Origin of the sequence: Conyzicola nivalis (assembly GCF_040548875.1) — a bacterium.
Classification (GTDB): domain Bacteria; phylum Actinomycetota; class Actinomycetes; order Actinomycetales; family Microbacteriaceae; genus Conyzicola; species Conyzicola nivalis_A.
The window spans coordinates 18,211-38,546 of sequence record NZ_JBEPSJ010000002.1; the positions used below are offsets into that span (position 1 = coordinate 18,211).

Below are 20,336 nucleotides of genomic sequence, written 5' to 3' on the forward strand. Positions count from 1 at the left end.
CCGCTACAGCACTCGTCCGGCGCCCACGCCGCCCGCTCCGCCATCGGGCTGAAGCAGCACCGGCTCGCCGACGGTCGTGCGCGGGCCCTTCGGAGTTCGGCCCCCGGCCGTGCGCCGCGCGACGATGCGTGCGATCCACGACAGGGTCATGTTGAGGGTGACGTAGACCACGAGCACGACGAAGAAGAGCGAGAACTGGTAGCTCGCGCCGTAGTAGTTCTTGAGGAACGTCATGACGTAGCGCAGCAGCTCGGGGTAGCTGATGATGTACGCCAACGACGTGTCTTTCAGCAGCACGACGAGCTGGGCGATGATGATCGGCAGCATCTGCCGGAACGCCTGGGGGAACTCGATCCTGAGGCGCGTCTGCACCGGGGTGAGGCCGATGGCGAGGCCCGATTCGCGCTGACCGCGCGGCAGGGAGTTGATGCCGGCCCGCAGCGCCTCGCCGATTATCGCGCCGTTGTAGACCGCGAGGCCGACGATTCCGGCGATGTAGTTGCCGGTGCCGAACACGAGGAGGGTGAACAGCATCAGGAGCAGAACCGGGATGCCACGGAAGAACTCGAGCAGCACCGAGGTGGGCACGCGGATCCACGCGGTGGCCGAGGTGCGCCCGAAGCAGAACAGCACGCCGAGGATCAGGGCGCTCGCGGCGGCCGGGATCGCCATGGCGAGCGTGCCCTGCAGGCCGCGCAGGATGCCGAGCCAGAGCTGCACGTCGCTGAAGATGTCCCAGCGGCTGGGGTCGAGCAGGCTCGGGGTGACGTTGCCGTTGACCGCGACGCGCGGGGCGGCGAGAGCCGAGTACAGCAGGGCGAGCAGGCCGAGGATGAGGACGACGCCGATGATCGAGAGGATCAGCGAGCGACGGCGGGCCTTGGGCCCGGGGACGTCGTACAGGACGGAGTTGCTCATCGCAGGATCGCCACTCTCTTCTCGACCCGGGCGGCGACGAAGCCGAGCGGGATGGTGATGAGCAGGTAGAAGAACGCGACCGCGAGGAGGATCGCGATGACCTCGTCGCCGCGATCGTTGATGACGACGCTCGCGGAGGCGAACAGCTCGATGACGAAGAATCCGCCGGCGACCGACGTGTTCTTGGTGAGGGCTATGAAGACGTTGATGATCGGCGGCACGACCATGCGCAGGGCCTGCGGCATGACGACGTGACGCAGGGTCTGGCCGAACCCGAGGCCGAGACTGCGCGCGGCCTCCGCCTGTCCGATCGGCACGCCGTTGATGCCGGAACGGATCGCCTCGGCGAAGAACGGCGAGGTGTAGATGGTGAGCCCCAGCACGGCGAGGGCGAAGTAGTTGGGTGGGAAACCCAGCGACGGGAGCAGCACGCCGCAGAAGAAGAGCACGAGGGTGAGCGGGGTGTTGCGCACCAGCTCGGTGTAGACGGTGGCAAAGCCACGGAGCGAACCGACGGGCGAGATGCGCATGGCGGCGACGACGGTTCCCAGGATGAGGGCGAGCAGGCCGGAGAGCGCGAGAAGGCCCAGGGTCTTGCCGAATCCCTCGAGGAATACCGGAAGGTTCTCGATAATGGCATCCATGTGCCCACCTCCCTTTCTTGCCGGTTCTAGTGGCGTAGTTGTTGCGAGCGATGGAACGGCCCGCACGAGTTACCTCGTGCGGGCCATTCTCGGGTAGTGCTTAGCGCGTGTAGTTGTCCACTGCCGGCGGGTCGGGGGTCTCGAGGACCTTGCCCGCGGTTGCCTCCCAGGCGTCGGCCCATGAGCCGTCTTCGTACGCCTCGGTGAGGGTGTCGTTGATCCAGGCGCGGAAGACGTCGTCTTCGAGCGCGAGGCCGATGCCGTAGGGCTCCTCGGTGAACGGGTTGCCCACGACCTCGAACTCTCCCTCGTTCTGGTCGGCGAGACCCGCGAGGATCACGTTGTCGGTCGAGACCGCGACGACCGCGCCGGAGCGCAGCGGCTCGAGGCAGTCGGCGTATCCGGCGGCGGGGAGAACGGTGACGCCGGCGGCGATCAGGTTCTTCTCCGACGTCGAGCCGGTCACGCTGCAGACGGTCTGGCCCGCGAGGTCTTCGACGCTCTCGATGCCGTCGGGGTTGCCCTCGAGCACGAGGATGTCCTGGCCTGCGACGTAGTACGGCCCGGCGAACGAGACGACCTCTTTGCGAACGTCGTTGATCGTGTAGGTGGCGACGACGATGTCGACGTCACCGCTCTGGATGAACGGCTCGCGGTTCTTGGACACCGTCTCGGTCCACTTGATGCCGTCGGCGGGGATGCCGAGCTTCGCGGCGATCAGCTTGCCGATTTCGACGTCGAAACCGACCGGCGTTCCGTCGGGGCCGGCCAAGCCGAACAGCGGCTGGTCGAACTTGGTGCCGATGGTGATCGAGCCGGCCTCGTTGAGCTCCGCCATGGTGGTGCCCGCCTCGAACGAGACCTCCGCCTCAGGGGTCACCTCCGCTTCGGGTGCTGCCGAGTTGGTGCAGGCGCTGAGCGCGAGCACGCCGGTGAGGGCGATGGCTGAGATCAGAAGACTTTTTTTGAGTCTCATGGTTTCCTCCTGGTTGCTGTGATGCTGTGTTGCTCGCCCACCGGTTAGTGGGTAAGTACCTTCGAGAGAAAGTCTTTCGCTCTCGTGCTCTGGGGGTCGGTGAAGAACTTCTCGGGCGTGGCCTCTTCGACGATCGAGCCGTCGGCCATGAACAGCACCCGCTGCGCGGCCTTGCGCGCGAAGCCCATCTCATGGGTGACGACGACCATGGTCATGCCGTCTTTCGCGAGGCCGACCATGACGTCGAGGACCTCGGTGATCATCTCGGGGTCGAGGGCGGAGGTCGGCTCGTCGAACAGCATGACCTTGGGGTCCATGGCGAGCGCACGCGCGATGGCCACGCGCTGCTGCTGGCCGCCGGAGAGCTGCGAGGGCATCTTGTTGGCCTGGTTGGCCACGCCGACCCGGTCGAGGATCTCCATGGCGCGCTTGTCGGCGTCGGCCTTGGAGCGCTTGCGCACGTTGGTCTGACCCAGCGTGACGTTCTGCAGGATCGTCTTGTGCGAGAAGAGGTTGAAGCTCTGGAACACCATGCCGACGTCGGCGCGGAGGCGGGCGAGCTCTGCCCCCTCGGCGGGGAGCGGCTTGCCGTCGATCGTGATGGTGCCGCTGTCGATGGTCTCGAGACGGTTGATCGCCCGGCACAGCGTGGACTTGCCCGAGCCGCTGGGGCCGATGACGACTACCACTTCACCGCGGTGGATCGTGGTGGTGATGTCTTTCAGAACGTGCAGTTCGCCGTAGTGCTTATTGACGTGGTCTACGACGACTAGTGGTTCCATGCCCCCACCCAACCACACGGGCCGGGTGGGGGCCAAACCTTGAAGCCATTCTTAACTCATTTGAAACACTTAGGCCTGACGCCGTGGAGACTAGGCCAGTCGCTGCGCGAACGCGCTTTCATACAGGCAGACGGATGCCGCGGTCGCGAGGTTCATCGATTCGGCGTGTCCGTAGATCGGAACGGTGATCGCGCTGTCGGCGAGAGCGAAGTGCTCGTCGTTCAACCCGCGGGCCTCGTTGCCGAACAGCCACGCGGTGGGCTTGTCGAGACGCCCGGTGGTGCGCGCCTCGAGCAGGTCTTCGCCCTTGATATCGGCGGCGAGGATCTGCAGGCCGTAGCCCTTGACCTTCTCGATGACGGTCTCCAGGTCGGCCGCGACGGCGACCGGGATGTGGAAGATCGAGCCGGTGGTCGCGCGGACCACCTTCGGGTTGTAGAGGTCGACGCTCCGGCCGGTCAGGATGATCGCGTCGGCCCCGGCGGCATCCGCGGCCCGGATGATGGTTCCCGCGTTGCCCGGGTCGCGCACCTCTTCGAGGATGGCGATGAGCTTGGGCTCGGCGGCGAGGATGTCCTTCAGCGACGTGGGGAACTGCTTGCAGACGGCGATGATGCCCTGCGGCGTGACCGTGTCGGCCATGGAGTCGAGCACGTCCTCCGTGACGAATTCGACCTCGAGGCCGATCTCGTCGGCGATTCTCGCGATCTCGGGGTACTTGTCGAGTGCTGTCGGGGTCGCGAAGAGCTCTACGAGAAGCTCCGAACGGTAGGTAAGGGCTTCGGTGACGGCTTGGGGGCCTTCCAAAAGAAAGAGCCCGGTCTGGGACCGGGCGTCTCTCTTGGCTAGCTTTGCCACGCCGCGTACTCGAGGGGAGCGCGGGTTGTCGATCATGGCATTCAGCTTAGGCGGGACACCCCCGTTTAACGGGGCAACGCGCTGGTGCTCACGAGGAGCACCAGCGCGTCGACCGGATAAAGCGGTGTTGCTACGCCTTGACCTTCGGTGCCGAGGTGTCGGCGGGAAGCGCGGCCTTGGCCGTCGCGACGATGGCAGCGAACGTGGCGGGCTCGGTGACCGCGAGGTCGGCGAGGATACGACGGTCGACCTGCACGCCGGCGAGGTTGAGGCCCTGGATGAGGCGGTTGTACGTGAGGCCGTTGGCGCGCGATGCGGCGTTGATGCGCTGGATCCACAGGCGACGGAAGTCACCCTTGCGGGCGCGGCGGTCGCGGTACGCGTAGACGAGGGAGTGGGTGACCTGCTCCTTGGCCTTGCGGTACAGGCGCGAACGCTGTCCGCGGTAGCCCTTCGCGCGCTCGAGGATGACGCGACGCTTCTTGTGGGCGTTTACCGCTCTTTTTACTCTTGCCATTGTTCTAGTCCTAAGTTCTTGGGTTCGCCGGCGTTACTTGCCGAGAAGCTTCTTGATCATCTTCGCGTCGGCGGGTGCGACGAGTCGGTCCTGGTTCAAGCTGCGCTTGACCTTGCTCGACTTGACTTCCAAGTTGTGTCGCATGCCGGCACCCTGCTTCTTGACCTTGCCGGTACCGGTGAGCTTGAAGCGCTTCTTGGCGCCCGAGTGCGTCTTCTGCTTAGGCATCTTTATCCTCTTTCGTTGATACATCTACGGCTGAATCGTCAGCCGACACAGTCTCTGCGGGTACAGCTTCTGTAGGTTCTGGGGAGACCTCGTCGGTCTCGGTGTTGTCGTCCGTGGCATCCGCGGTGGATCCCTTGGCCGGCTTGTTCGCGACGCGACGTGCCTCGGCCTCGGCCTTGGCGGTCGCCTTCGTCTTGAGCGGGCCGATGACCATGACCATGTTGCGGCCGTCGATCGTGGGGCTCGACTCGATCGTGCCGAACTCCGACACGTCTTCGGCGAAACGCTTGAGCAGACGCACGCCCTGGTCAGGACGCGACTGCTCGCGGCCACGGAACAGGATCATTGCCTTGACCTTGTCGCCCGCGGCGAGGAAGCCCTCGGCACGCTTGCGCTTGGTCTCGTAGTCGTGCACGTCGATCTTCAGACGGAAACGGACCTCTTTGAGGATCGTGTTCGCCTGGTTGCGGCGAGCTTCCTTGGCCTTCTGCGCCTCTTCGTACTTGAACTTGCCGTAGTCCATGATCTTTGCGACGGGGGGCTTGGAGTTGGGAGCAACCTCAACCAAATCCAGGTCGGCCTCCTGGGCAAGTCGAAGTGCCACGTCAATGGCAACGACACCGATCTGCTCTCCGGCGGGTCCGACGAGTCGGACCTCCGGTACACGGATTCGGTCGTTAGTACGGGGATCGCTGATGCGGAGCTCCTCTTGTAAATCTGGTGGCCACTCTGGCCGACGGGTGCCGGGCAGGGACGGAAGAGAAGAATCACGCGTTGCTTTTCACTGCTACGCCAACACCCTGTTTGTCTACCGGAGCGGCGCTCTGCAGCACATCAACGGCGGGGTGTAACTACCCGGTAACCTTGAGAAGCGGTTGACGGGTGGGAGAATCTCCACTTTCGTATCGGGGCAAGCCCCGAAGCCTGCACAAGAATAGCAGACACTGCGCGAAAAGACTAAGGAAGCATTCGATGAGCGAGCCCTACTCCCACGACCACGCCTCGAGCTCGACTCTGCACGGCGGTGACGGGCACGATCACTCCGCTTCGGCGCTGGATCCCGACGTCGAGATCCGCGACATCGGGGAGGTGCCGGCGATCGAGGTCATCAACACCGTGGCAATCCATCTGCTGAGCGCCACCGCCGTGAAGCTGGGCCTCGCCGACGACCCCGACGCGCAGTCGCAGATCGACCTCGACGAGGCACGCAAGCTGATCAACGCCCTCGCCGGCCTGGTGACGGCGAGCGCGCCCGAGCTCGGCGACCACCACGCACTCGCCCTGCGCGACGGGCTGCGCACCGTGCAGCTCGCCTTCCGCGAGGCCTCGTCGATCCCCGACGCCGTGGGCAAGGGCCCCGGCGAGAAGTGGACGGGCCCGGTCAACTAACGCATCCGGGACGGGTCGCGCGGCGCCGGTCACCCGCACCCGGCTACTCGCTGATCTGGTCGAGCGACGTGCCGCGCTCCACGGCCAGCAGCGCCAGATCGAGCACGATCAGCGCGGCGACCCGGTCGTCCTTCTCGGCCTCGTAGTCGGGGCCCGGCAAGTAGTGCTCGTCGGTCGAGGCCGACGGGCCCACGGCACGCTGGCCCAGCGTGGTCGCGACGTCGTCGAGAGCCGCGTGCCTCGAGGCGTCGATAATGGCGCCGAGCGCCTCCCGGTCTTCAGTCACCGCCATGAGCGCGCGGGCGAGCTCGCTGCGGATCAGCGCGCGGCGTTCGTACTCGATGCGGTCTGCGTCGTCGAACGGGAGCGCGGCGAGGTCGATGCGTCGGCGCAGCTGCGTGGCGGCGCTCTCCTCGTGGTCGGCGACCTCGACGATGCGGTCGGTCGCGAAGGCCGCGTAGTCGGCGTGGTCGTAGTCGAGCCCGTCGCGGAGCGCGGCCACGATCATGCGGTTCTTCACGGCGAGGCGCACGCCCGAGAGCGCGACGAGCAACCCCTCGTCGACGACGCGCTGCACCGGCACGGCGGGCTCGGCCGCGGGCGCCGTGTAGTGGCCGAGGTCGAGTTGCCCGCGGGGGCGGCGTCGGAAGAATGTCATCGCCTCCATTCTGGACCCCGATCGGTCACCCCGCCCAGGCTCCGTCTCGCGCGGCCTCCGCGGCGAATGTCCCGAGCGACCGCGGCTCGTGGCCGGCGAGGTCGGCGACCACCGAGTTGGGCTCGGAGTCGGGCGACAGCCTCAGGGCCTCGAAGGCATCCGCGTCGGCGCGGGCCTGCTCCTCGGGCACGCCGAGCCCGGTCATCGCCTCGACGTAGTCGTGCGCCTCGCCCCGGTAGACGACGGGGCGGCCGGATGCCTCGGCGATGATCCGCGTCGCCGCTGCGAAGCCCATCGCCCGGGGGCCTGTCGCCGAGAGGGTCTGCCCGGATGCCTGGTGCGTGGTGAGGCATGCCGCGACGACCTCGGCCAGGTCGTCGCAGTGGGTGAAGGCGAACCGGTGGTCGCCGACGGGGATCGCGACGGAGCCGCCGAGCACCGCGGGCCGGAGGAAGCCCTCCGAGAAATTCTGGTCGAACCAGTCGGAGCGCACGATCGTGTAGTCGGCGCCGCTCTGTGCGACGACGCGCTCGGCCGCGAGCAGTCGCTCGTCGCGCATCTCCTCGATGCCGAGGCTCGAGAGCAGCACGATGCGGCGCACGCCCGCGGCGACGGCGACGGCGACGAACTCCTCGTCGACGGCGACCCCGTCGGGCGCCATCAGGAACATGCCCGTCGCGCCGTCGACGACCGGCGGCCAGGTCGCCGGCTCGGCCCAGTCGAACGGCGGGGACCCGCTGCGGGAGGCCGCGGTCACGTCATGACCTCCCGCCCGAAGCGTCGATGCGACGCGCCGCCCGACAGTGCCGGTGGCGCCGAGAACCAGGAACCGGGTTGCAGCGGCCATACTCGAGGCAACCACGCGCCACCGACACTCGGCGTGCACCGACACTCGGCGCGTGAGGCGACGCCCGGCCGGGTGCCGCGGTCATGTCGGCGCACGGTGCGACACTGGCAGCATGGATCCCATCGTGGCGCTGCTCATCGGCCTTGTACTCGGCGTCGTGCTCGGCGGCGTGATCGGGCTGCTCGTCGCCCGCGGTCGATCGGGCGCGCGCGACGACGGGGAAGGAACGGCAGAGCTGATCGGCGAGCTCAAGGCCGAGGCCGCGGCATCCGACGCCACCGCCGTCGCCCTCCGTGAGCAGGTGGAGCAGCTGCTCGCCCAGCAGCGGGCCGCGCAGCAGAGCCGCGACGCCGACAACCGGGTGCTGCAGGCGCTGTCTCCCGTGCAGGAGACCCTGCGCACGATGCAGCAGACGGTCGCGGAGCTGGAGGCGCAACGGTCGTTGCAGCACGGGCAGCTCAGCGAGCAGCTCAAGAACGCGACCGAGTCCGAAGAGCGGCTGCGTGGCACCGCCGAGTCCCTCGCCTCGGCGCTTCGCAACAACGGAACCCGCGGTGTCTGGGGCGAGACCCAGTTGCGCAACGTCGTGCAGGCGGCGGGGCTTATCGAGCGCGTCGACTTCGACGTGCAGGCATCCATCGTCTCCGACGCGGGCGCCGGCCGGCCCGACATGGTGATCCATCTGCCCGGCGGCAAGAACATCGCCGTCGACGCGAAGGTGCCGTTCACCGCCTACCTCGAGGCGTCGCAGATCGCGGCCACCGCGACGGGCGAGGAGGGCGCCCGGCGCGACGCGCTGATGAAACAGCACGTGCGGGTCGTCCGCGGGCATATCGACACCCTCGCGAGCAAGGCGTACTGGGCGGGGCTCGACGCCTCCCCTGAGCTCGTGATCGCGTTCATCCCGAGCGAGTCGCTGGTGGCATCGGCGATGGAGGCAGACCCGAGCATCATGGACTACGCCTTCAGCAAGCGGGTGGCACTCGCCTCCCCCGTGACCCTGTGGTCGCTGCTGAAGACGGTGGCGTTCAGCTGGCAGCAAGACGTGCTCACCGAAGACGCGAAGAACCTCTTCGACCTGGGCAAGGAGCTCTACCAGCGGCTCTCGACGCTGTCGGAACACGCCGACAAGCTGCGTCGATCGATCGACTCGACCGTCGCGAGCTACAACCAGTTCGCCAACTCGCTCGAGTCACGGGTGCTCGTCACGGCCCGCAAGCTCAGCGTGTTCGACGAGTCGCGGGTGATCGGGGCCTCGGCCACGATCGAGTCGGTGGCACGCCCGCTCACCGCCGTCGAGCTCGAACTGGCCGAGGAGCGCAGCGCGTGATGCCGATGCTCCCGGTCGCCGAACTGCACATGCACATCGAGGGCTCGCTGGAGGCCGAGCTCGTCGTGGCTCTCGCCCGTCGCAACGGCATCGACCTGCCCACGTACGACGCGACCGAGCTCAAGAACCGCTACCGCTTCACCGACCTGCAGTCGTTTCTCGACATCTACTACGCGAATCTGGCGGTGATGAAGACCGAGCAGGACTTCTACGATCTGGGCACCGCCTATCTGACCCGCGCCGCGGCATCCGGGGTCCGTCACGCCGAGATGTTCTTCGACCTGCAGACGCACACCCAGAACGGCGTCGCGCAGGAGGCCGTGTTCGGCGGCCTGACGGCGGCCATCGACGAGGCGCGTGCGAGCAGCGGCATAACGGCCGAGCTGATCCTGTGTTTCCTGCGCCACCTCGGCGGCGAAGCAGCGACCGAGACGATGCGCGACGCGCTGCCGTTCCGCGACCGCTTCATCGGCGTGGGGCTCGACTCGTCAGAGCTCGGGTATCCCCCGTCCCTGTTCGCCGAGGCGTTCGGCATCGCCGGCTCCGAGGGGCTGCACCGCGTCGCCCACGCCGGCGAGGAGGCAGGGCCCGAGTACGTCTGGGAGGCACTCGACCTGCTCGGCGTCGAGCGCATCGACCACGGCAACCGCGCCACGGAGGACCCCGCGCTGGTGGCTCGCCTGCGCGACGAGCAGATCCCCCTCACCGTCTGCCCGCTGTCGAACATCGCGTTGAAGACCGCACCGCCCGAGCTCGCCGACCACCTGCTTCCGGCGATGCTCGCCGAGGGCCTGCTCGTGTCGATCAACAGCGACGACCCGGCCTACTTCGGCGGCTACGTCGACGACAACTTCGCGGCGATCACCGCGGGCCTCGACCTCTCGCCGGCGCAGGTCGGGGTGCTGGCCGAGAACTCGTTCACCTCGTCGTTCCTGCCGGAGCGCCAGAAGGAGTCGCTGCGGCGCGAGGTCAGAGCGGCGCTTGCCGCCGACGGACGCTGAGCAGGCCGACGGGCGCTGAGCAGGCCGACGGGAGCTGGACCGGTCGGCGTGGCCGGCCGTTACTCGACCGGCCCCGGCGTCGTCGGCACGGTCGCCAGCGCGAGGAAGAGATCGACACGGTCGCGCATGCGCGAGAGGTCGCGCTGGGTGAGCTCCTCGATGCGGCCGATGCGGTAGCGCAGCGTGTTGACGTGCACGTGCAACGCGGTCGCGGCCTGCTGCCACGCGCCGCTCGCCTCGAGGAACACGCGCAGGGTCAGCACCAGATCGGAGCCGTGTCTGACGTCGTAGTCGACGATCGGGGAGAGCAGGCTGCGACCGAAGGCCGCCGTGATGCGCTCGGGCAGCAGATCGAGCAGGGCCGCGTACGACTGCGGGGTCGAGCGGGTCGACCAGACGATCGTCTCGTCGCCGACGGCGGAGCGCATTCGTGCCCGCGCCGATGCCACCGCGGCGGCCAGCTGGCCGACTCCGGTGGCGCGCTCACTCACGCCCACGCGCAGGCGGCGTGTGCCGAGCAGACGCAGCAGCGGGTGGCCCGGGCGCTCCGCGAGGCCCACGAGCTCGGGTGTCGTGTGGGCACCGCCGAGCAGCGCGACGGCCTCGTCGCCGAAATCGCAGCCGACCACGACCCGGCCGTCGGCCTCGAGCAGTGCGACGAGCGTGTCGAGCACCGCCCGGGAGGGGTAGTCGGAGTCGTCGACCTGCGCGGCGACGGCGGTGATCGGCTGCAGTGGGTCGAGGCCGAGCATGCGCAGTCGCGCCGAGGCGTCTCCCGGCGACAGGCTGTCCGCGATGAGATGCTGCACCAGGTCGATGACCGGCGCCTGCTCGGTGTCGCGTCGGCCGTTCTGGAGTTCGAGCTCGACCCGCACGACGAGCAGCAGCGTGCGCACGACCCGCTGGAGGTCGGCGGGCCACGCGCGGTGGTCGCCGCCGCAGACCAGGTAGCCGATAGTGCGCACGTTGTCGGCGACGACGGGCCATACGGATGCGGACCGGCCGTCTTCGTCGAGCACGACCGATTCCCCGTCGGGCGCGCCGAGCATCCGGTTCCACACCGCCTCCACGCCATCGACCGTCGGCTTCCGCCCCGCGACGGCCGACACCGACCCGCCAGACTCGAGCACCCAGCAGCGCGTGGCGTAGCGGGCGTGGAACGCGCGCAGCGCGCCCCGCGCGCCGCCCCCCGAGCCGATCCCGTCGAGCAGCGTTCGCGTGAAGACGCCGCCTCGGGTTGTCGTCGCGCTGTCTGCGGAGCCGGCCGACGTCACGATGTGGGCGAGCTCGTCGAGCGAGGTTCCCGGCCCGACTGCGAGCAGCACGACGCCGTGCTCGCGGCACGCGTCGACGACGTGCTCGGAGATGTCGCCGGCGACGGTGGCGCCGACGGCGAGCGCAGCCACGCCGTAGGCCGCGAGCTCGGAGACCGAGTCGTCGGTGCTCTCGGCATCGGCAGGCCAGACACCGTGGACGAGCACCAGCGACCCGGGTGCGATGTCACCACCGTGACGTGCGGGCTCGACCGACGTGGAGCCTCTGATGTCGCGCTCGAGCATGGCCGGTTCGGCCCACACGACCGACAGATCGAGTTCGCCGCGGCCGAGCAGATCGAGAACTCGCATTCCCCTACCTCCCGCCTGTCGCAAGCTTAGGGGCCGGTGCCCGGTCTGACCCCATACTCGGCGGGCGAACCCGTTGTCCTCGCGCACGCGACGGGTCTACCCTCGGCAGCATGGTCACCGACGACCCCGCCATCACCAATGCAGACCTCTACTCGGTCCTGTGGGAGAACGAGTTCGTGCGCGTGCTCGAGTACCGCGACACCCCGGGCACATCCTCGACTCCGCACGACCATCCGAACAGCGTGATGATCACCCTGTCCGACTTTCGACGGCGGCTCTCGACCGGCGACCGACAACTCGAGGTGGCCCTGCCCTCGGGGCAGGCGGTGTGGCTGCCGGCGCAACGGCACCACGGCGAGAACATCGGCGACACCGCGACGCACGTGATCTTCGTCGAACTGAAGGGGGCGTCGGCCGGCGATGCAGGCCTCGGGGTACTCGGTCCCGAATAGCCGCGGTCCCGACCATCAGCGGTCGCGGCGGCGCACGGTGGTCCCCCTCCTCCCGGCACCGTCTTCGATGCACACCCGCACGGTGTGCGAGAGTGAGGGAATGCCGTCTCTCCAGTCGTTGAGCGAAGCAGACAGACGTCTCGTCGCGGCGTGGGCTGCGGACTGTGCGGAGAGGGTGCTGCCGATCTTCGAGAGCGAGGCGCCCGCCGACGACCGGCCGAGGGACGCGATCGCCCGCGCACGTGCTTTCGCGCGTGGCGAGCTCGACGCCGCCGGCGAGATACGACGACGATTCGTCGCCGGCCGTGCGGCACACGCGGTGTCGACACCGGCCGCCGTCGCGGCCGCCCGCGCGGCCGGACAGGCGTCCGGAGTCGCCCACATGGGAGCGCACGCGCTCGGCGCCGCCGCCTACGCCGCGAAGGCCGCCGGGCTCGCCGCACCCGATCGTCCGACGGCGACGGCGGACGAGGTCCGTTGGCAGATCCAGCACATGAGCGCCGCAGTGAGGGAGGCTCTTCGCCCTCTTCCACCGCTCGGCGCGGACCCCGCCGGCCCGCTCGGGTCGGGGCTCCTCGCCACGGGCGTGCTCGGGGCGAGCATCCGCGAGATCCAGGCCGCGCTGGGTGACCCGCCGGTCTAGGCGCAGACGATCAGACCCATTTCTCGGCGAGGTGCTCGGCCACGACCCGGCGCACGGTGCCGGAGCGCCCGCGCAAGATGATGCTCTCGGTGCGGATCATGTTGCCGTGCTTGCGCACCCCGTCGACGAGCTGGCCGTCGGTGACGCCCGTCGCCACGAAGTACGTGTTGTCGCTCGTGACGAGGTCGCCCACCTCGAGCACACGGTCGAGGTCGTGGCCGGCGTCGATCGCGCGCTGGCGCTCCTCGTCGTCGCGCGGAAGCAGGCGGCCCTGGATGAACCCGCCGAGCGCCTTGAGCGCGCACGCGGTGATGATCCCCTCCGGGGTACCGCCGGTTCCGACGCACATGTCGATACGCGTGCCGTGCATCGCCGCGTTGATCCCGCCGGCGACGTCGCCGTCGAGCAGCATGCGGGTTCCGGCTCCGGCCTCGCGGATCTCCTCGACGAGCGTCGCGTGGCGCGGACGGTCGAGCACGGCGATGACCATGTCGGAGACGTCTTTGCCCTTTGCCCTGGCCAGCGCCCGGATGTTCTCGCCGATCGGCTGGCGCAGGTCGACGACGCCGTGACCCTCGTGGCCGGTGACGATCTTCTCCATGTAGAACACCGCGCTGGGGTCGTACATGCTTCCGCGGTCGGCGACGGCGATCATGCTGAGGGCGTTCTGCCGGCCGGCCGCCGTGAGCGACGTGCCGTCGATCGGGTCGACCGCGATGTCGCAGGCCTGGCCCTCCCCGCTGCCCACGTGCTCGCCGTTGTAGAGCATCGGCGCGTGGTCCTTCTCGCCCTCGCCGATGACCACGAGGCCGTCGAAGGCGACGGTGCCGAGGAACTTGCGCATGGCGTCGACGGCGGCGCCGTCGGCCGCGTTCTTGTCGCCACGGCCGATGAACGGCACGGCGCGGATGGCCGCCGCCTCGGTCGCTCGGACGAGCTCCATGCCGAGGTTGCGGTCGGGATGAAGGTCAACAATGCCAGTGGGAATGCTCACGTTTGGGTCGTCCTCAGTGTCGATGCCATGGCGCTGTGGTGGGATTCGAGGGGCGAATCAACGTCGCTCCCACTGTACAACGAGCCCGCATGGCCGCGGCTGGCTAGACTTTCCCCGACCAAATAGTTCGAAGAATTCAGCTCTGGAGGCCACAGCAATGCCCATCGCAACCCCCGATCAGTACGCGGAGATGCTCGACAAGGCGAAGACCAAGGGATTCGCCTACCCGGCCGTCAACGCGTCGTCGTCGTCGACGATCAACGGCATCCTGCAGGGCCTCACCGAAGCCGGCTCCGACGGAATCATCCAGGTGACCACGGGAGGCGCCGACTTCTTCGCCGGCCACACCGTCAAGGCGCGCGCATCCGGAGCCCTCGCCTTCGCGGCGTTCGTGACCGAGGCGGCCAAGAACTATCCCGTAACCGTCGCACTGCACACCGACCACTGCCCGCAGAACGCCCTCGACGGATTTCTGCTCCCCCTCATCGCGGCCTCCGAGGCCGAGGTGAAGGCCGGTCGCAACCCGATCTTCCAGAGCCACATGTGGGACGGCTCCGCGGTGCCGCTCGACGAGAATCTCCGCATCGCGCAGGAGATCCTGCCGCGCATGAAAGCCATCAACTCCGTTCTCGAGGTGGAGATCGGCGTCGTCGGCGGCGAGGAAGACGGCGTCAGCCACGACATCAACGAGCACCTGTACACGACGCTCGACGACGCGATCGCGACGGTCGAGGCCCTCGGTCTGGGCGAACAGGGCCGCTACATCGCCGCCCTCACCTTCGGCAACGTGCACGGCGTGTACAAGCCCGGCAACGTGAAGCTCAAGCCGGAGCTGCTCGGAGAGATCCAGGCCGGCATACAGGCCAAGTACGGCACCGGCCCGAAGCCGCTCGACCTCGTGTTCCACGGCGGCTCGGGATCGACCGACGAGGAGATCGCCCTCGCCGTGGCGAACGGCGTCGTGAAGATGAACATCGACACCGACACCCAGTACGCCTACAGCCGTTCGGTCGCCGACACCGTGCTGCGCAACTACGACGGCTTCCTCAAGGTCGACGGAGAGGTCGGCAACAAGAAGGTCTACGACCCGCGCTCGTGGGGGAAGCTCGCCGAGAGCGCCCTCGCCGCCCGCGTCGTCGAGGCGACGAAGCAGCTCGGCTCGGCCGGTCACTCCGGCAAGTAGGTCACTCCTCGGGCTCCCCTTGCGCCGGCAGCTGGAATCTCAGCAGGTCGCGTGAGGGGTCCCAGGAGAGCGACTGCACCGTCGTCTGCAGCGTGAGGTAGTACGGGGCGAGCATCATCGCCCGCCGCCCCTCGGGCAGCGAGAAGTCGAGGCTCAGCGCCACGGCCGTCGAGCCGTCGTTCTCTCCGCGCAGTTCTATGAACAGGGTGCCGACTGTCGCCGCCGGGTTGTCCATCACGGCGAGCAGCAGGGCGCGCAGTGCCGTGCGCTGCGCGGCGTTCATGCGGTCGGCACGCGAGTCGGGGTCGACGACATAGATGCGCCCGAACAGGGCGATCGAGTCGAGCCACGTGCGGTTGGCCTGGCTCACCAGGTCGGATCGCAGCTGCCGCGCCAGCTGGCCGGCGAGCGCGCGGTCGGTCGGCGTCACCTCGCCCGCGTCGGCGATCCCCTCGAGGAACGGCGCGACCCGGTTGCCGAGCCGGGCGAGCGTGCGTCGCTCGACCCGTCGCGCCGCCTCCTCGCTCGCGGCGTGCGACGCGGGAGGCACGGTGCCGGCTCCGGCGAGCAGCGCCTGAGTGCTCGCCACGACGACGAAGCAGAAGGTGGCGGTGGCCACGGTGCCGATGACGACGGCGCTGGCCGCGATGAACGCGACGCTCACCGTCGACCACACGTGCGCGGGCGCGACGAAGGCGATGCAGCCGCAGACGGCCGTGGCCACGCTGAGCAGCGACCCGTAGGCGATGATCTGCCGCACGGTCGAGAACGGCCCCAGCGTCGCGACCACGAAGCCGACGCCGATCGGCGCCCACCAGTGCTGCACGAGCAGCTCGGAGTCCATGCAGCTGATCGTCGACAGCACGAGCCCGGCGAGCGCGAGCGTCAGCGGCACGACCGCGTCGCGCACCGAGAAGGCCGGCCGAAGCGGCCTGGTCGCGAACTGCACGACGACGCAGGCGGCGACGATGGCGGCGACGCCCGCCGCGTCGAGCCAGACCAGCGGCCCGAGGTCTCCGGTGATCGCAATGGTGCCCGCGCCGACGACGAGGGCGAGCATCGCGAAGGCCACGGGCACGAGCGGACGGGTGAACCAGCTCAGCGGGTCGATCTGCTGCGGCGTCACCCGCCACGCGTCACCCCGCATGGCCGGGCGCCGTCTCGGTCGGGGCGCCTGCCCCCGGCACGCTGATCAGCACGGAGGTGCCGCTGCCGGGGGTGGACCACACGCGCACCGAGCCGCCGTGCGAACGGATGCGCGTGACCACGCTCGAGCGCAGCCCGAGTCGGTCGTCGGCGACGCTTCCCGGGTCGAAGCCCTTCCCGTGGTCGATCACCATGACCGTGACGGCGTCGGCGGTCGTCGCGACGACGAGCTCGGCCGACGCCGTGCCCGCATGGTCGAGCACGTTGTCGAGGCAGGCGCGGACGGCGGAGACGAGGGATGACGCCGCCTCCGGAGAGATCCGGATGGCCGCGCTGGAGTCCCCCGTGACATCCACCGTCAGTCCCCGCCATTGGAAATCGGAGACGAGCGTCTCGAGGGAGTTGCGCAGCACGGCGTCGAGGGGCGCGACGGTGGATGCGTCCGCCGACTCTCGCAGCCATGCGGCGTCGCTCAGGGTCGCGACATCCGCCCTGAACCTCTCGCGGGCGCGCGGGTGCAGCGGCCCGGCGGAGTTCATCACCACGGTGAGGTCGCTGAGCACCGTGTCGTGCACGATCGCGGCGGCGCGCTGCTCGAACTGGTTCTCGATCGACATGCGCCGAGTGTCGTCTTCGAGGCGTGCCAGGTCGGGGATCTGCCGCTCCTGGCTGGCCCGGATGGCGGCGAGCGCGAGGAACGCGCCGGCGTACACGAGCAGGGCGAGCGTCGGACCCCAGCCCGGAGCGAAGTGCACCCCGACCAGAAACGACGACACGACGGCTGTCGCCATCGCCATGGTGTAGCCGGCGAGGCTCCAGAGCAGACCGACGAGCGGGCGAACGATCGACACCCCGCCGAGCACCAGCACCAGCGCCGGCCGGTTGAGCACGAAGGCGGCCTCGTCGTTGAGACTCGGGTCGGCGAGCAGCAACGCGACCGTGTACACCGTGGCGAGCGCCCCTCCCCCGAACACGTACAGCAGCCTGGTCGCCGTGCCGGGCCGCCGTCCGCTGATGCCGAGCAAGGCGAGCATGCCTGCGAGGCACAGCAGCGGCACCAGCAGCAGATCGTCGAACCCGCGGTCGACCGCCACATCGACCACGACGGGCACCGTGAGCACGATCACCGCGATCGCCACACCCCACGCGCCTCGCGACACCGCCGACGTGATGACGCGCGACGCGACACCCCGGGGCAGGATGGCGACCCTCGCGGCCTCCGTCGACACGGGTCAGCTCTGGCTGGTGACCCAGGCCGCGAGCGCCGGGTCGGAGGTCATTGCCACCAATACCAGTATGAAGATCACGACGCCGCTGACGACGGCCCCGATCACGGGGATGAAGAAGGCGAGCTTCCTGGCACGCAGACGGGCGACGGCGATCGCGACCGTCACGACGTAGATCAGCGACTGGCTGACGAGCGCGCCGATGCCGAGACCGTTGGCGAGCGCGGTGCTCGTGTACTCGCCGTACCCGCTGGCGACGTACAGGTCGTTCAGGGTGCTCGCGAAGGAGAGGAAGCCGGGGATAGAGCTGATGGTCGAGTAGCCGCCGAGCACGAGGAGGGTGACGGTGAGCGGCATATCCCACGCGCGGGTCCTGGGCGGAGAGCCGGGAACCCGGGTCGAGGCGACGGGAGGAGCCAGCGGGCCGGGGGCGGCTACCGGCACGGAGTCGGGCTCCACGACGTGCCCGCCGGCGGCGATCTGCTCGTCGACGCTGGCGTACTCGCCGTACTGCGGGCGCTCGCGCTGCTCAGTCATCGATTCCTCTGCCAGTCCAGCTGACGAACCCGGCCGCCGAGCCCGCGCTCGTCGGCGTTGCCGTCGGCGTCTTTGCGCAGCTCCTTGGGGAGCGAGAACATGAGGTCTTCCTCGGCGGTGACGACCTGGCTGACATCGCCGTACCCGGCGTCGGCGAGGTCGTCGAGCACCTCCTGCACGAGAACCTCGGGCACCGAGGCGCCGCTGGTGACTCCGACAGTGGCCACGCCGTCGAGCCACTCCTGCTGGATCTCGCTCGCGTAGTCGACCCGGTAGGCGGCCTTCGCGCCGTACTCGAGCGCGACGTCGACGAGACGCACGGTGTTGGAGCTGTTCGCCGATCCGACCACGATGACCAGCTCCGCCTCGGCTGCGACCTTCTTGATGGCGACCTGGCGGTTGGTGGTGGCGTAGCAGATGTCGTCGCTGGGCGGGTCCTGCAGGTTCGGGAAGCGGTCGCGCAGCAGCCGCACAGTCTCCATCGTCTCGTCGACGCTCAGCGTCGTCTGCGACAGCCACACGACGTGGTCGGGGTTGTTCACGACGATGTTCGGAACGTCGGCCGGGCTGTTGACGAGGGTGGTGCGCTCGGGCGCGTGGCCCATGGTGCCCTCGACCTCCTCGTGCCCGTGGTGGCCGATGAGGAGGATCTCGAAGTCCTGCTTCGCGAAACGCACGGCCTCGCGGTGCACCTTGGTCACGAGCGGGCACGTGGCGTCGATCGCGTCGAGCTGGCGGTCGGCGGCGCCCTGCACCACGGCGGGAGAGACACCGTGGGCGCTGAAGACGATGTGCGAGCCCTCGGGGACCTCGTCGACGTCGTCGACGAAGATGGCGCCCTTCTTCTCGAGGGTGGAGACGACGTGGATGTTGTGTACGATCTGCTTGCGCACGTAGACCGGGGCGCCGAAGCGCTCGAGGGCCTTCTCGACGGCGATGACCGCCCTGTCCACCCCAGCGCAGTAGCCGCGCGGGGCTGCGAGCAGCACCCGCTTCGTGCCGGTGACGGGGGTATCCTTTAGCCTGTTCCGCAGCGCGGGAACGCGCGGCATCTCGAGATGCACAGCGACGTTTCCATTAGTGATATTGCTCACGGATCAATTCTATGCGGCGATCGCCGCACTTCTCTGGGAGGGGTCGCCTTGGTCGAGTTCACGCCTGACGCACCGCCCACCGTCGACACGCCGTGGCCGGTCGGGGTGCTGTCGGCGAAGATCAAGGGCTGGATCGACCGGCTGGGCTCCGTCTGGGTCGAGGGCGAGATCACGCAGTGGGGTGTCTCCGGCGGTAACGTCTACGGCAAGCTCAAAGACATCGACGCAGACGTGACCGTCGGCTTCACCGTCTGGTCGTCGGTCAAGGCCCGGCTGCCCGCCGACCTGAAGCAGGGCGACCGCGTCGTCGCGCTCGTCAAACCGAACTACTGGGTCAAGGGCGGCACCCTGACGATGCAGGTGTTCGAGATGCGCCACGTCGGTCTCGGCGACCTGCTCGAACGGCTCGAGCGCCTGCGCCAGCAGCTCGCGGCAGAGGGCCTGTTCGCCGCGTCGCACAGAAAGCCCCTCCCCTTCCTGCCGAACATGATCGGCCTGGTGACGGGCAAAGACAGCGATGCCGAGAAAGACGTTCTGCGCAACGCCCAGCTGCGGTGGCCATCGGTCAAATTCCGGGTGGCGCACGCCGCCGTGCAGGGCGACCGCGCCGTCGCGGAGGTGACCGCGGGCATCCGTCTGCTCGACGCCGACCCGGAGGTCGACGTCATCATCGTCGCCCGCGGTGGCGGTGACTTCCAGAACCTCCTGGTGTTCAGCGACGAGTCGCTCGTGCGCGCCGCAGCGGCCTGCGTCACACCGCTGATCAGCGCCATAGGCCACGAGGCAGACCGACCGCTGCTCGACGACGTCGCCGACCTGCGCGCGTCGACGCCGACGGACGCCGCGAAACGCGTGGTCCCGGATGTCGCGGAGGAGCTCGCCCGCGTCGCCCAGGCCCGCTCCCGCATCGGCACCCGCATGACCTCGCTCCTCACGCACGAGATCGACCGGCTCGAGCAGCTGCGCACCCGCCCCGTGCTCGCGAACCCCGTCTCGCTCATCGACTCGCGGGCGGAAGAGCTCACCCGCTGGGTCGCCCGCAGTCACGAGCTCGTCGACCGGGTCGTCGAGCGCTCGCTCACCCGGGTCGGCGAACTGGCCGGTCAGCTGCGCGCCCTCTCGCCGCAGGGCACGCTCGACCGCGGCTACGCCATCGCGCAGCTGCCGTCGGGGCTCGCGCTGCGCGACGCCGCCGACGCGCCCCCGGGCACCCCCCTCCTCCTCACCCTGGCGACCGGCCGGGTGCGGTCCACAGTCGACGAGCCCCACAGCGAGAAAAGGTAGAATC

Annotated in this window: 22 protein-coding genes and 1 pseudogene; 7 read left to right on the top strand and 16 right to left on the bottom strand. The window is 68.9% G+C overall.

What is annotated here, in order from left to right; genetic code table 11:
* Positions 1-3: 3 nt before the first annotated feature.
* The 8 genes from ABIE21_RS08735 to infC all read right to left on the bottom strand — a co-directional run bounded on the left by ABIE21_RS08735 (position 4) and on the right by infC (position 5,620).
* The gene (locus tag ABIE21_RS08735) at positions 4-918 is read right to left on the bottom strand and encodes an ABC transporter permease subunit (protein WP_354024443.1); all 915 of its coding nucleotides are present in this window, start codon (positions 916-918) and stop codon (positions 4-6) included.
* Positions 915-1,562 carry an amino acid ABC transporter permease gene (locus ABIE21_RS08740; RefSeq protein WP_354024444.1) on the bottom strand — a complete coding sequence of 216 codons (648 nt, stop codon included), beginning with the start codon at positions 1,560-1,562 and terminating at the stop codon, positions 915-917. The genes ABIE21_RS08735 and ABIE21_RS08740 overlap by 4 nt, the downstream gene beginning before the upstream one ends.
* Positions 1,563-1,662: 100 nt before the next feature.
* Positions 1,663-2,538: a glutamate ABC transporter substrate-binding protein gene (locus ABIE21_RS08745; protein WP_354024445.1), complete on the bottom strand. Its 876-nt coding sequence runs from the start codon at positions 2,536-2,538 to the stop codon at positions 1,663-1,665.
* Positions 2,539-2,582: 44 nt separating this feature from the next.
* A complete protein-coding gene (locus ABIE21_RS08750) occupies positions 2,583-3,320 on the bottom strand; it encodes an amino acid ABC transporter ATP-binding protein (protein ID WP_354024446.1) in 738 nt (245 codons plus the stop codon).
* Between the two features lie 90 nt (positions 3,321-3,410).
* The gene (locus ABIE21_RS08755; RefSeq protein WP_354024447.1) at positions 3,411-4,214 is read right to left on the bottom strand and encodes a TrmH family RNA methyltransferase; all 804 of its coding nucleotides are present in this window, start codon (positions 4,212-4,214) and stop codon (positions 3,411-3,413) included.
* Positions 4,215-4,308: 94 nt separating this feature from the next.
* Complete coding sequence (rplT, locus tag ABIE21_RS08760; RefSeq protein WP_354024448.1) at positions 4,309-4,695, bottom strand: 50S ribosomal protein L20; 387 nt, start codon at positions 4,693-4,695, stop codon at positions 4,309-4,311.
* Positions 4,696-4,728: 33 nt separating this feature from the next.
* Complete coding sequence (rpmI, locus tag ABIE21_RS08765; RefSeq protein WP_354024449.1) at positions 4,729-4,923, bottom strand: 50S ribosomal protein L35; 195 nt, start codon at positions 4,921-4,923, stop codon at positions 4,729-4,731.
* Positions 4,916-5,620 carry a translation initiation factor IF-3 gene (gene infC / locus ABIE21_RS08770; RefSeq protein ID WP_354025138.1) on the bottom strand — a complete coding sequence of 235 codons (705 nt, stop codon included), beginning with the start codon at positions 5,618-5,620 and terminating at the stop codon, positions 4,916-4,918. Before infC ends, rpmI begins: the two co-directional genes overlap by 8 nt.
* A 275-nt stretch (positions 5,621-5,895) precedes the next feature.
* On the opposite strand from infC, the gene ABIE21_RS08775 reads away from it, so the two are divergent.
* Complete coding sequence (locus tag ABIE21_RS08775; protein ID WP_354024450.1) at positions 5,896-6,312, top strand: DUF1844 domain-containing protein; 417 nt, start codon at positions 5,896-5,898, stop codon at positions 6,310-6,312.
* Between the two features lie 43 nt (positions 6,313-6,355).
* On the opposite strand, the gene ABIE21_RS08780 is transcribed toward ABIE21_RS08775, so the two are convergent.
* Together ABIE21_RS08780 and ABIE21_RS08785 are read right to left on the bottom strand one after the other, a co-directional pair.
* The gene (locus ABIE21_RS08780; RefSeq protein ID WP_354024451.1) at positions 6,356-6,970 is read right to left on the bottom strand and encodes a hypothetical protein; all 615 of its coding nucleotides are present in this window, start codon (positions 6,968-6,970) and stop codon (positions 6,356-6,358) included.
* Positions 6,971-6,995: 25 nt separating this feature from the next.
* On the bottom strand, positions 6,996-7,817 hold the full coding sequence (locus tag ABIE21_RS08785) for an NAD(P)H-binding protein (protein WP_354024452.1): 822 nt from the start codon (positions 7,815-7,817) through the stop codon (positions 6,996-6,998).
* A 112-nt stretch (positions 7,818-7,929) separates the two neighbouring features.
* Here ABIE21_RS08785 and ABIE21_RS08790 point away from each other — a divergent pair, with 112 nt between their 5' ends.
* The gene (locus tag ABIE21_RS08790) at positions 7,930-9,147 is read left to right on the top strand and encodes a DNA recombination protein RmuC (RefSeq protein WP_354024453.1); all 1,218 of its coding nucleotides are present in this window, start codon (positions 7,930-7,932) and stop codon (positions 9,145-9,147) included.
* Positions 9,147-10,148, top strand: coding sequence for an adenosine deaminase (locus ABIE21_RS08795; RefSeq protein ID WP_354025139.1), 1,002 nt, complete (start codon positions 9,147-9,149; stop codon positions 10,146-10,148). The genes ABIE21_RS08790 and ABIE21_RS08795 overlap by 1 nt, the downstream gene beginning before the upstream one ends.
* Before the next feature lie 59 nt (positions 10,149-10,207).
* On the opposite strand, the gene ABIE21_RS08800 is transcribed toward ABIE21_RS08795, so the two are convergent.
* Positions 10,208-11,773: a helix-turn-helix domain-containing protein gene (locus ABIE21_RS08800; RefSeq protein ID WP_354024454.1), complete on the bottom strand. Its 1,566-nt coding sequence runs from the start codon at positions 11,771-11,773 to the stop codon at positions 10,208-10,210.
* A 110-nt stretch (positions 11,774-11,883) separates the two neighbouring features.
* On the opposite strand from ABIE21_RS08800, the gene ABIE21_RS08805 reads away from it, so the two are divergent.
* On the top strand, positions 11,884-12,225 hold the full coding sequence (locus ABIE21_RS08805) for a cupin domain-containing protein (RefSeq protein ID WP_354024455.1): 342 nt from the start codon (positions 11,884-11,886) through the stop codon (positions 12,223-12,225).
* A 100-nt stretch (positions 12,226-12,325) separates the two neighbouring features.
* A complete protein-coding gene (locus ABIE21_RS08810; protein WP_354024456.1) occupies positions 12,326-12,868 on the top strand; it encodes a putative immunity protein in 543 nt (180 codons plus the stop codon).
* A gap of 10 nt (positions 12,869-12,878) precedes the next feature.
* Here ABIE21_RS08810 and glpX read toward each other — a convergent pair whose 3' ends face one another.
* Positions 12,879-13,811: a class II fructose-bisphosphatase gene (gene glpX, locus ABIE21_RS08815; protein WP_354025140.1), complete on the bottom strand. Its 933-nt coding sequence runs from the start codon at positions 13,809-13,811 to the stop codon at positions 12,879-12,881.
* Positions 13,812-13,971: 160 nt separating this feature from the next.
* Between glpX and fbaA the strand changes: the two are divergent.
* Positions 13,972-15,045: pseudogene (gene fbaA, locus ABIE21_RS08820) on the top strand (class II fructose-bisphosphate aldolase); the annotation flags it as partial.
* 1 nt (position 15,046) lies between these two features.
* Here the strand turns inward: fbaA and ABIE21_RS08825 are convergent.
* From ABIE21_RS08825 to ABIE21_RS08840, 4 genes are read right to left on the bottom strand one after another with little or no spacing between them, the layout of a single operon-like run.
* Positions 15,047-16,171, bottom strand: a complete 1,125-nt coding sequence (locus ABIE21_RS08825) for a hypothetical protein (RefSeq protein ID WP_354024457.1) — start codon at positions 16,169-16,171, stop codon at positions 15,047-15,049.
* 10 nt (positions 16,172-16,181) lie between these two features.
* A complete protein-coding gene (locus ABIE21_RS08830; RefSeq protein ID WP_354024458.1) occupies positions 16,182-17,420 on the bottom strand; it encodes a sensor histidine kinase in 1,239 nt (412 codons plus the stop codon).
* Between the two features lie 3 nt (positions 17,421-17,423).
* Positions 17,424-17,954 (bottom strand): DUF6264 family protein, encoded by a 531-nt coding sequence (locus tag ABIE21_RS08835; protein ID WP_354024459.1) that lies wholly within the window; start codon positions 17,952-17,954, stop codon positions 17,424-17,426.
* Positions 17,951-19,006 (bottom strand): 4-hydroxy-3-methylbut-2-enyl diphosphate reductase, encoded by a 1,056-nt coding sequence (locus ABIE21_RS08840; protein WP_354025142.1) that lies wholly within the window; start codon positions 19,004-19,006, stop codon positions 17,951-17,953. The genes ABIE21_RS08835 and ABIE21_RS08840 overlap by 4 nt, the downstream gene beginning before the upstream one ends.
* Before the next feature lie 90 nt (positions 19,007-19,096).
* On the opposite strand from ABIE21_RS08840, the gene xseA reads away from it, so the two are divergent.
* Positions 19,097-20,332 (top strand): exodeoxyribonuclease VII large subunit, encoded by a 1,236-nt coding sequence (xseA, locus tag ABIE21_RS08845; RefSeq protein WP_354024460.1) that lies wholly within the window; start codon positions 19,097-19,099, stop codon positions 20,330-20,332.
* The last annotated feature ends 4 nt before the right edge of the window (positions 20,333-20,336 follow it).

Bases quoted from the DNA above. Each gene is read 5' to 3' on its own strand.
- ABIE21_RS08810 (WP_354024456.1), top strand. From the start codon at position 12,326: ATGCCGTCTCTCCAGTCGTTGAGCGAAGCAGACAGACGTCTCGTCGCG.
- ABIE21_RS08745 (WP_354024445.1), bottom strand. From the start codon at position 2,538: ATGAGACTCAAAAAAAGTCTTCTGATCTCAGCCATCGCCCTCACCGGC.
- glpX (WP_354025140.1), bottom strand. From the start codon at position 13,811: ATGGAGCTCGTCCGAGCGACCGAGGCGGCGGCCATCCGCGCCGTGCCG.
- rpmI (WP_354024449.1), bottom strand. From the start codon at position 4,923: ATGCCTAAGCAGAAGACGCACTCGGGCGCCAAGAAGCGCTTCAAGCTC.
- ABIE21_RS08835 (WP_354024459.1), bottom strand. From the start codon at position 17,954: ATGACTGAGCAGCGCGAGCGCCCGCAGTACGGCGAGTACGCCAGCGTC.
- ABIE21_RS08775 (WP_354024450.1), top strand. From the start codon at position 5,896: ATGAGCGAGCCCTACTCCCACGACCACGCCTCGAGCTCGACTCTGCAC.
- ABIE21_RS08805 (WP_354024455.1), top strand. From the start codon at position 11,884: ATGGTCACCGACGACCCCGCCATCACCAATGCAGACCTCTACTCGGTC.
- ABIE21_RS08780 (WP_354024451.1), bottom strand. From the start codon at position 6,970: ATGACATTCTTCCGACGCCGCCCCCGCGGGCAACTCGACCTCGGCCAC.
- rplT (WP_354024448.1), bottom strand. From the start codon at position 4,695: ATGGCAAGAGTAAAAAGAGCGGTAAACGCCCACAAGAAGCGTCGCGTC.
- ABIE21_RS08750 (WP_354024446.1), bottom strand. From the start codon at position 3,320: ATGGAACCACTAGTCGTCGTAGACCACGTCAATAAGCACTACGGCGAA.
- ABIE21_RS08795 (WP_354025139.1), top strand. From the start codon at position 9,147: ATGCCGATGCTCCCGGTCGCCGAACTGCACATGCACATCGAGGGCTCG.
- ABIE21_RS08755 (WP_354024447.1), bottom strand. From the start codon at position 4,214: ATGATCGACAACCCGCGCTCCCCTCGAGTACGCGGCGTGGCAAAGCTA.
- ABIE21_RS08790 (WP_354024453.1), top strand. From the start codon at position 7,930: ATGGATCCCATCGTGGCGCTGCTCATCGGCCTTGTACTCGGCGTCGTG.
- ABIE21_RS08740 (WP_354024444.1), bottom strand. From the start codon at position 1,562: ATGGATGCCATTATCGAGAACCTTCCGGTATTCCTCGAGGGATTCGGC.
- ABIE21_RS08840 (WP_354025142.1), bottom strand. From the start codon at position 19,006: ATGCCGCGCGTTCCCGCGCTGCGGAACAGGCTAAAGGATACCCCCGTC.
- ABIE21_RS08800 (WP_354024454.1), bottom strand. From the start codon at position 11,773: ATGCGAGTTCTCGATCTGCTCGGCCGCGGCGAACTCGATCTGTCGGTC.
- ABIE21_RS08735 (WP_354024443.1), bottom strand. From the start codon at position 918: ATGAGCAACTCCGTCCTGTACGACGTCCCCGGGCCCAAGGCCCGCCGT.
- ABIE21_RS08785 (WP_354024452.1), bottom strand. From the start codon at position 7,817: ATGGCCGCTGCAACCCGGTTCCTGGTTCTCGGCGCCACCGGCACTGTC.